This is a genomic window from Arenimonas sp. (genome assembly GCF_019459675.1).
Taxonomy (GTDB): domain Bacteria; phylum Pseudomonadota; class Gammaproteobacteria; order Xanthomonadales; family Xanthomonadaceae; genus Arenimonas.
This window is the reverse complement of sequence record NZ_JAIBFH010000242.1, coordinates 1-8,629: the sequence shown is the minus strand read 5'-3', so window position 1 is coordinate 8,629 and position 8,629 is coordinate 1. Positions and strand designations below refer to the sequence as shown.

Annotated in this window: 9 protein-coding genes; 6 read left to right on the top strand and 3 right to left on the bottom strand. The window is 62.6% G+C overall.

Annotated elements, in window-relative coordinates; genetic code table 11:
* Nucleotides 1-127 precede the first annotated feature (127 nt).
* The 6 genes from K0M70_RS08190 to K0M70_RS08165 all read left to right on the top strand — a co-directional run bounded on the left by K0M70_RS08190 (nucleotide 128) and on the right by K0M70_RS08165 (nucleotide 4,515).
* Complete coding sequence (locus K0M70_RS08190; RefSeq protein ID WP_290781310.1) at nucleotides 128-550, top strand: hypothetical protein; 423 nt, start codon at nucleotides 128-130, stop codon at nucleotides 548-550.
* 466 nt (nucleotides 551-1,016) lie between these two features.
* Nucleotides 1,017-1,484, top strand: a complete 468-nt coding sequence (locus tag K0M70_RS08185; protein WP_290781309.1) for an RDD family protein — start codon at nucleotides 1,017-1,019, stop codon at nucleotides 1,482-1,484.
* 535 nt (nucleotides 1,485-2,019) lie between these two features.
* Nucleotides 2,020-2,349 (top strand): hypothetical protein, encoded by a 330-nt coding sequence (locus K0M70_RS08180; protein WP_290781308.1) that lies wholly within the window; start codon nucleotides 2,020-2,022, stop codon nucleotides 2,347-2,349.
* A 458-nt stretch (nucleotides 2,350-2,807) separates the two neighbouring features.
* Nucleotides 2,808-3,317 (top strand): GNAT family N-acetyltransferase, encoded by a 510-nt coding sequence (locus tag K0M70_RS08175; protein WP_290781307.1) that lies wholly within the window; start codon nucleotides 2,808-2,810, stop codon nucleotides 3,315-3,317.
* A gap of 18 nt (nucleotides 3,318-3,335) precedes the next feature.
* Nucleotides 3,336-3,914 carry a hypothetical protein gene (locus K0M70_RS08170; protein WP_290781306.1) on the top strand — a complete coding sequence of 193 codons (579 nt, stop codon included), beginning with the start codon at nucleotides 3,336-3,338 and terminating at the stop codon, nucleotides 3,912-3,914.
* 67 nt (nucleotides 3,915-3,981) lie between these two features.
* Nucleotides 3,982-4,515 (top strand): hypothetical protein, encoded by a 534-nt coding sequence (locus K0M70_RS08165; RefSeq protein ID WP_290781305.1) that lies wholly within the window; start codon nucleotides 3,982-3,984, stop codon nucleotides 4,513-4,515.
* A gap of 120 nt (nucleotides 4,516-4,635) precedes the next feature.
* On the opposite strand, the gene K0M70_RS08160 is transcribed toward K0M70_RS08165, so the two are convergent.
* From K0M70_RS08160 to K0M70_RS08150, 3 genes are all read right to left on the bottom strand, one after another.
* Entirely contained in the window at nucleotides 4,636-6,258 is a 1,623-nt protein-coding gene (locus tag K0M70_RS08160; protein ID WP_290781304.1) for a long-chain-fatty-acid--CoA ligase, read from the bottom strand.
* A 148-nt stretch (nucleotides 6,259-6,406) separates the two neighbouring features.
* Nucleotides 6,407-8,098, bottom strand: a complete 1,692-nt coding sequence (ubiB, locus tag K0M70_RS08155; protein ID WP_290781303.1) for a ubiquinone biosynthesis regulatory protein kinase UbiB — start codon at nucleotides 8,096-8,098, stop codon at nucleotides 6,407-6,409.
* On the bottom strand, nucleotides 8,095-8,629 hold a 535-nt coding region (locus K0M70_RS08150; RefSeq protein ID WP_290781302.1), incomplete at its 5' end, for an SCP2 sterol-binding domain-containing protein. The genes ubiB and K0M70_RS08150, both read right to left, overlap by 4 nt.

Sequence of the window (8,629 nt, the reverse complement as noted above, 5' to 3'; positions counted from 1 at the left end):
GGTGGCACTGTCTGCAGGTCCACTCCACAATCTTGTCGCGCGGTGGGCCTCGGCGTAACCTGAGGCCTAACTCATCATTCAAGCCGAACCCACTGCGTGGGTCGGCTTAACTCAGGCGTTAGGCCTCATGGCAATGCGCATCGGCAAGATCGAATCAGCAACAGAGCAGCTCAGCTGGGCTATTCGGCTTCTTGTCGATCACCAGGCACCAATACCGGCCATTACACTTGCCGGCGCTGCGGAGGAGATGCTCGGGCAGGCTGCTGGGACTGAGTCGTCTCTAAACGACCTCAAGTCGCACTTTGGTTCGAGATACTCGATCCCTCAGGCGATTCTCACGCAGCAGCATCTCAACAGAGCAAAGAATTGGCTAAAACATTGGTCGCCCGGCATTGATGAGGAGTGCGCCGAGTTCGATCTGGAGGAGGAGGCTACGCAGTACATTGCTCGAGGGCTGTCAAACCTCAGCGTCCTGGGCAAGCCGCTGCCGAGCGAGGAGCCGAAGTTCATGAGCTGGGTCGGCACGCGGAGGCCCCGCAATGAGGCCTAACTATTCATTCAAGCCGACGCCTTCGGCGCGGCTTAACTCAAGGCGTTAGGCCTAATACCCGCGTTCGGTGAAAAGCTGTGGATAAGGGTCCAATCATCGTTATTGCGATCTCTGAGCTAGTAGCTCTATGGCTGATTGTTCGTGTCTGGCGCACTTCTGCCCATGTTGCGGAGAAGGTCGGGGTCACAGTCGTGGCCCTGCTCCCCGTCATCGGGCCCGTACTTGCGCTATTTCTCACAAATGATTCAGGTCCAGCACACCCCGCATTTCGTGACAACCTGATCCATCAGACCGATGTCCTTGATCGCTGGCGCCAAATCTTTGAGGAGAAAGATCCCGTGAGTCGTCGGCGCAAATGGAAAACGCTCATGGGCATTCGGAACGATGATGAGCCTAACTAATCATTCAATCCGACGCCTTCGGCGCGGCTTAACTTAGGCGTTAGGCCCAACATGAATTTTCGCAAATGAATGCACACAATCTCGAGTACGTTGGCTTCTGGGCTCGCTTCGGCGCTTCGATCATCGATGGAATAATCATCATGGTGGTCACTTTCCCGCCGCTCATTGGCATCTACGGCTGGGCATACCTTGATCCAGATAAGCCTTTTTTGGCGGGGCCCGCAGACTTCGCTATTTCTTGGGTTTTCCCAGCCGTCGCAACTCTGCTGTTCTGGTCCTACCGGCAAGCTACTCCGGGCAAGATGGCGATATCTGCCAGAATTGTAGATGCGCAGACCGGTCGTCCAGCTTCGTTCGGACAGCTCGTCACCCGGTACCTCACGTACATCATTTCCATGCTTCCGTTGTTCCTTGGCTTCATTTGGGCCGGCTTCGATCCCAGAAAGCAGGCTTGGCACGACAAGATTGCGGGCACAGTTGTCATCAGACCATCAGTTCGCGGCCCAGAGCCAGTTCGATTCGATCGCGCCTAACTAGGCGTTCAAGCCGAACCCACTGCGTGGGTCGGCTTAACTCAGGCGTTAGGCCCCAATTGGATAACTTCGATTTCTCATGGATGATCGGGCGTACTGTGGGCCGTGTTCAGCTCAACGAACCGACTCAATGGTCCTTTTCATTTGGGCCCGGCGTGGCCATTGGGGTTGAGTGTCCGTGGCGTCTCTTGCGCGACGGCGCAGTGTCGATAAGCAGCCAGGATCACCTTCAGCGCTACGGCTTGCCGGCGCCACTAGACGCTGCCGGAGTTGCAACGAGCCTTTTGTCTGGGCACGCTGTAACTAGCGTTGCCGTAAGAGAGGGCTCCGCTGATCTAGTCTTGTCATTTGGTGGCGGCTTGCGATTGGAGATCATCCCATTCTCAAGTGGCTACGAGAGTTGGGGAGTCACAACCCCGTCGGGGTTCTACGTTGTGGCTCAAGGTGGTGGGCAACTGTCCGGCACACCGGCTGGTGCCTAACTAATCATTCAAGCCGACGCCTACGGCGCGGCTTAACTCAGGCGTTAGGCCTCATGCGCACAGTACGTCGCGAGACCGTTGCCAAGTTCATGGCCGCAACATGCTTAGGGCTACTGGCAGCGATGCTCGGCTTTCGCGCCTTTCTGTACTCGCACATGTACCTCGAGCCCGGCGCACCGGCTGGTATATCCGATCTTGTGGAGTTGGCTTTGGGGCTTCTGCTCATGCTGGCGTTGGCCGGAGCCGCACTTTCCGCTGCCTGGCTCGCGTTCGCCGGTGGCCGTGAACGTCTGGTCGCGGTAGGTATCGGTGTGGTGGTCGTAGCGGTGGCACTGTCTGCAGGTCCACTCCACAATCTTGTCGCGCGGTGGGCCTCGGCGTAACCTGAGGCCTAACTCATCATTCAAGCCGAACCCACTGCGTGGGTCGGCTTAACTCAGGCGTTAGGCCGCCAAGGACCCAGCAAGCGTGAAGACTTTCCTTATTTCATTCGGCCTACTCGCGATTGCTTATGGCCTGGTTGGTTTCTATGGCATCTGGCGAGCACCGGGCCTGTTTTCCACTCGGGCGTACGGTCGCTGGATGCTCACCGGAACCCTACCCAACGAGCGTTCCAATCAGGTGCTTATGCTCTGTTGGATTTCCCTGTGGGGTGCATACATGGCATCTTCTGCTGCAGGCGCGCGCTTTTGGAGCTTCATCCCGCTGGCTGGGTTCTTGGTCGCTGCGGTCATGGTCTTTCGGCGCCGACATCCGCCGAGGGCCGAGCGGCCTAACTAATCATTCAAGCCGACGCCTACGGCGCGGCTTAACTAGGGCGTTAGGCGCCTAGGGAAATTGCTTGGACATTCGAGTTGACAAGCTGGAAAGCCCCGCGGTTCTCGCGTTGCTCCGTGAGCATCTCGACTCCCTGGCGCCCACTGCACCTGCGGAAAGCCGCCATGCTCTGGACCTGAGCGGGCTCCGTGGTCCTGACGTCACGTTTTGGAGCATCTGGGACGGTCCAGTGTTGGCTGGATTCGGCGCGCTCAAGCATTTGACCGAGTCGCACGCCGAGGTTAAATCCATGCGTACTGCCGCCTCTCACCTACGACAAGGTGTGGCCTCTAGGATGTTGCAGCACATTATTCAGGAGGCTGCCGCACGCGGCTATTCTCGACTGAGCCTGGAGACAGGCTCAATGGATTTCTTTGAGGCCGCACGTCGCCTTTACACATCATTTGGGTTTGTTCTTTGTTCTCCTTTTGGCAGCTACCAGGCCGACCCCAACAGTGTTTTTATGACAGGGCGGATCGCCGAGTTGGCGCCTAACAATTCATTCAAGCCGAACCCACTGCGTGGGTCGGCTTAACTCAAGGCGTTAGCGCCCATGAAGAGCGTCCCCCTCGCAGCATGTGCAGCCCTTCTCGCCTCATGCGCCTCCGCAGGCCTGCCGGACGTACGTCACCCGAGCAAGACGGGCTGCGAGAGTTTTCCCATTGGGGAGACCGTGCTGTGGTGGCAGGACGCGCCACTGTCCTCGGCAAGTTTCCGCTTCGCGGTTGATCCAGACACTGGCCAAGGGCCAACAACGTTGGTCGTGTTGGATAGTGGAAAAATGGTCAATCTTGGCAATCCCGATAACTCGCCCATTTTCCTTGCTGCGATCGGTGATGCGAAGCGAACATGCGTCGTACAGATGCCACTGCGTGACTGTCCAGCAGCGTCGGTGGCGTACGAGCGACTTAAGGGTGCATCCATACCGCTCGGTTTTGGCATGGAAGATCCAGCCGATATCTTTGTGTTCCACGCTCCCACGTACTACCTCGAGTTTTCTGACGGGCAAGCGAACCATAACCAGTGGCGGTTCTACGGGATGGACCACCCATTGCAGCGGGTAATTGATGAATCGATAGAATCGTTAGAGTCTTGCATCGCCCCTGCTCTCGCCGCGTACGAAGGGCGCTAACTATTCATTCAAGCCGACGCCTTCGGCGCGGCTTAACTCAAGGCGTTAGGCGGCATAGGAGAGGGTCATGGCGGATGCACCACTTACGAGCAGCGACATCATTGCCATGTCGTCTGCGGTCATCGCACTTTGCGCACTTGGAATATCGATATGGCAAGGCTACGTCACGCGTCAACACAATGTGCTTTCGGCGCGACCAATCATCGAATTGCTCGCGTGTCTTGGTGATCCGGAGAAAGATGGAATTATTCTCAAGAATGCTGGTCCTGGTCCCGCCATTGTTCGAGGAATAACCCTCACATCAGATCGAGTCCGCTTCAATCTCTTCAGTGAGCACGAGTTCAAAAAGCTCCTATCAGCTTGGACCGAGGGCCTATCGCCAACTCCAACGTTCGGCACCCTCCACGTCGACGACAACACGATTATTGCGTCTGGTGAGTCTGTTCAATTCTTGGCTGTAAATCCGTACACCCCGATGGCGCAGCTATTCCTCCGCCTAGAGGAAAAGTTTGGCGGCATGGAGATCGACGTCGAGTACGAGTGCTTGTACGGCAAGAAGCACACGAGTAAGTACAAGCGCGGCGTCTCAAATGCCGCCTAACCATTCATTCAAGCGAACCAATCAATCGCTTCGCGATTGATGTGGCAGCTTAGTTCAGACGTTTTCTGCCTGGCCCCGATGTCCGCTCCTGGCCGGAAGCGGACATCTGCCTGCGAAGGCTCAGCTGAACACGCCACCGTACTGCTTGCGCAGCTCGCTCTTCTGCACCTTGCCCGTGCCGCCCACCGGCAGGCTTTCGACGAAAACCACGTCGTCGGGCACCCACCACTTGGCCACGCGTTCGGACAGGAAGGCGAGTATCTCGTCCTTCTCCAGCGACTGGCCCGGCCGCCGCACGATGAACAGCAGGGGCCGCTCCTCCCACTTCGGGTGCTTCACGCCGATCACGGCGGCCATGGCCACGTCGGGGTGGCCCATCGCGGCGTTCTCGAGATCGATCGAACTGATCCATTCGCCGCCGGTCTTGATCACGTCCTTGGTGCGGTCGCGGATCTGCATGATGCCGCCGGGCTGGATGGTGGCGATGTCGCCGGTGGGGAACCAGCCGTCAACCAGCGGGGACGATTCGCCCTTGTAGTAGCCGCTGACGATCCACTGCCCGCGCACCATCAGTTCGCCCTGCGACGTACCGTCGCGCGGCAGCGTGGCGCCGTTCTCGTCCACCACCTTGATCTCCACGCCAAACAGTGACTTGCCCTGCTTGGCGACGATCGCGTGCTGCTCGGCGGGCGTCAGCAGCTCGTCCTCCGGCGTGAGGCAGCCAAAGGTGGCCGCCGCCGTGGTTTCGGTCATGCCCCAGCCGTGGCGCACTTCCACGCCGTAGTCCTCGACGAAGCGGGCGATCAGCGCGGCCGGCATGGCCGAGCCGCCCACGGCGGTGCGGCGCATGGTGCTGAAACGCAGGCCGTGCTGCTGCAGGTGCTGCAGCAGACCCAGCCAGATGATGGGCACACCGGCACTGACGGTGACGCGCTCGGCCTCCATCAGTTCATACAGGCTGGCGCCGTCCAGGCGCGGGCCCGGCAGCACCAGGCGCGCGCCGGCCATCGGCGCACCGTACGGAATGCACCAGGCGTTGATGTGGAACATGGGCACCACGGGCAGCACGGTTTCCTTGGGCGACAGCGAAATCACGCCCGGCAGCGATCCCGCCAGCGCATTGAGCAGGATGGCGCGGTGCGAATAAAGCACGCCCTTGGGATGGCCGGTGGTGCCCGACGTGTAGCAAAGCGCGGCGCCGGTGCGTTCGTCGAAATCGGGCCATTCAAACTGGTCGTCGTGGGCCGCGATCAGGTCTTCGTAGCACAGCACGTTCGCCACGCCGTCCACGGCCACCGTGTTGTCGCCGTCGCTCAGGCACACCCAGGCCCGCACCTTCGGGCAGTGCGCGGCGATGCCCTTCACCAGCGGCGCAAAGGTGGTGTCGAACAGCACCACCTGGTCTTCGGCGTGGTTGATGATGTAGATCAGCTGCTGCGCCTGCAGGCGCGGGTTGCAGGTGTGCATCACCATGCCGCTGCCCGACACGGCGAAATAGGCCTCGAGGTGGCGGTGGTTGTTCCAGGCGATGGAGCCCACGGCGCTGCCCGGCCCCAGGCCGAGGGCCTTCAAGGCATTGGCCAGCTTGCGGGAGCGCACGGCGCAGTCGCCGTAGGTGTAACGGAACAGCGGACCGTGGGTTTCGCGCGACACCACTTCGACGTTGCCGAACTGCGCCGCCGCGTGTTCGATGATCCCCGAGATGAGCAAGGGGCGGTCCATCATCTGGCCGGGCTGGAACATGCGGGGCAACTCCTGTGGGCGGAAACGCGTCGTTGGACAACGTGCGCGGAGGAGGGTGCGGTGTCAAGGCGCGGGGCGTCGGCGCCGCGTGAAAGGCGTTGGGCCTCGAGGCCCTCCTACCGCAGCGTGTGCAGGAGGGCCGATGCCCTCAGCGGCGCGGCCAGGCCGCGAGGAAGGCGCCGAACGCCCCCAGGCTGGCGATGCCCGCGGCGGCGGGGATGCCGAACATGCGCGGCCCGCCCGCATCCAGCCCCACCAGCACCGCGGCCACCACCATCAGGCCGGTGCCCAGGATGGCGTACACGGTCTGGCGCTGGCCGGCCTTGGAGATGCGGGCCAGCTCGGCCAGGTCTTCGCTGCGCATGTGGATGCTGTGCTGGCCGCGCACCTGCTGGGCCAGGAAATCGTGCAGCAGGCGCGGCATGTCCGGCGCGTGCGTGATCAGTTCGGGCAGGCGCTTGCGGAACTCCTCGCCCAGGCGCGCGGGGCTGTATCGCTCGCGCAGGATGCGTTCCAGCACCGGGCGCGCCTCGGCCCAGATATCGAGCTTGGGGTCGAGCTGGCGGCCCACGCCTTCGATATTGAGCAGGGTTTTCTGCAGGAGGATCAGCTGGGGCTGCAGGGTGAGCTCGTAGCGCTGGGCGGTCTTGAACAGTTTCACCAGCACCTCGCCCAGCGAGATCTCGCTCAGCGGGCGGGTGAAGTAGGGCTCGCACACCGAGCGCGTGGCGGCCTCGAGTTCATCAATGCGGATGTGCGAAGGCATCCAGCCGGCTTCGATGTGCAGCTCGGCGATGCGGCGGTAGTCGCGCTGGAAGATCGCCATGAAATTCTCGGCCAGGTAGTACTGGTCGCGACGGTCAAGCTGGCCGACGATGCCGAAATCAATGGCGATGAAGCGCGGGTTTTCCTTGCGCTCGGCGTCCACCCAGATGTTGCCGGCGTGGGCGTCGGCGTGGAAGAAGTTGTCGCGGAACACCTGCGTGTAGAACACGCGCACGCCCTTGGCGGCCAGGGCCTTGCGGTTGATGCCGGCGGCGTCCAGCGCAGCCACGTCGTCGGACGGGATTCCGCGCACGCGCTCCATGGTCAGCACGGTTTCGGTGCTGTAGTCCCAGAACACCTCGGGCACGTACAGGTCGTCGCTGCCCAGCCAGGTGCGGCGCATCTGGCTGGCGTTGGCGCCTTCGCGCTGCAGGTCGAGTTCGGCGTACAGGGTGGCTTCGATCTGCGACACCACGTCCTGGGCGCGGATCTTTTCGGCGTTGGGGTGGTGGCGGTCGGCCAGCGAGGCCAGCGTGCGCAGCAGGGCGATGTCGGCGTCGATGCGCTTGCGGATGTCCGGGCGCAGAACCTTGACCACCACTTCGCGGCCGTCGTGCAGGCGCGCGGCGTGCACCTGGGCGATGGACGCCGAGGCCAGCGGGGTGAGTTCGAATTCCGAATAAACCGCCGACACCGGCTGGCCGAGCGCCGCCTCGATGGCCGCGCGCGCCTGTTCGCCGGGGAACGGCGCCACGCGGTCCTGCAGCAGGGTCAGTTCCTGGGCAATGTCGTGCGGCAGCAGGTCGCGGCGGGTGGACAGCACCTGGCCGAACTTCACGAAGATGGGGCCCAGCTCCTGCAGCGCCAGGCGCAGGCGCTGGCCGCGCGGCAGTTCGCCTTCTCCGCTGCGGCGCGGGGTGATGGGCTTGAGCAGCCACAGCCAGCGGCCCAGCACGGTGGGCTTGAGGAAATCGTCCAACCGGTGGCGCAGCAGCACGCGGGCAATGCCGACCGCCCGCAGGGTGGAAGTGAGGCCGCGCGAGCCGCCGCGCACCAGGTCCACGGTGGTGCTCATGCGCCGGGGCCCCGGTCGAGCCGGGCGAAGCGCGCCGCCAGGCGTTCGGCGCGGTCGCGCAGGTCGTCCACGTCGTCATGGAAGGCGGCCAGCTCGGCCTTGCCGACGATGTCGCGCGTTTCTTCGGTGAGGTAGTCGGCGGCGTCGCGGCTGAAGCCCTTGGCGAAGCCCGCGCCTGCCTGGAAAGCTTCACGCAGCACGCGTGCCACCTGCGGGCCGATGATCGGCCCCAGCAGGTCGGCGAAGGGTTTGTCCCAGTCGGGATCGAACGAACGCGCCAGGTGCTGCACGGTGCGGGCCAGTTCGGCGTCGCCGTTGATACGCACCTTGCCCACCGGCGGCGCACCGGGCGCGCGCAGGAAGGGCAACTGCGAGAGCACGCCGGAGATCGTGGCGCGGATGCCGAGGTCGGGTTCGTGGGTGGGCGGGCCCACGCTCAGGCGGCCATCGGCCACGGTAATGTCCAGGGCCACCGGCGGGGCCTCCAGGGCCAGGCCGATACGACGACCGCCCAGGCGCGCGAGCGCCTGG

Bases quoted from the DNA above. Each gene is read 5' to 3' on its own strand.
- K0M70_RS08190 (WP_290781310.1), top strand. From the start codon at position 128: ATGGCAATGCGCATCGGCAAGATCGAATCAGCAACAGAGCAGCTCAGC.
- K0M70_RS08185 (WP_290781309.1), top strand. From the start codon at position 1,017: ATGAATGCACACAATCTCGAGTACGTTGGCTTCTGGGCTCGCTTCGGC.
- K0M70_RS08180 (WP_290781308.1), top strand. From the start codon at position 2,020: ATGCGCACAGTACGTCGCGAGACCGTTGCCAAGTTCATGGCCGCAACA.
- K0M70_RS08170 (WP_290781306.1), top strand. From the start codon at position 3,336: ATGAAGAGCGTCCCCCTCGCAGCATGTGCAGCCCTTCTCGCCTCATGC.
- K0M70_RS08165 (WP_290781305.1), top strand. From the start codon at position 3,982: ATGGCGGATGCACCACTTACGAGCAGCGACATCATTGCCATGTCGTCT.
- K0M70_RS08160 (WP_290781304.1), bottom strand. From the start codon at position 6,258: ATGTTCCAGCCCGGCCAGATGATGGACCGCCCCTTGCTCATCTCGGGG.
- ubiB (WP_290781303.1), bottom strand. From the start codon at position 8,098: ATGAGCACCACCGTGGACCTGGTGCGCGGCGGCTCGCGCGGCCTCACT.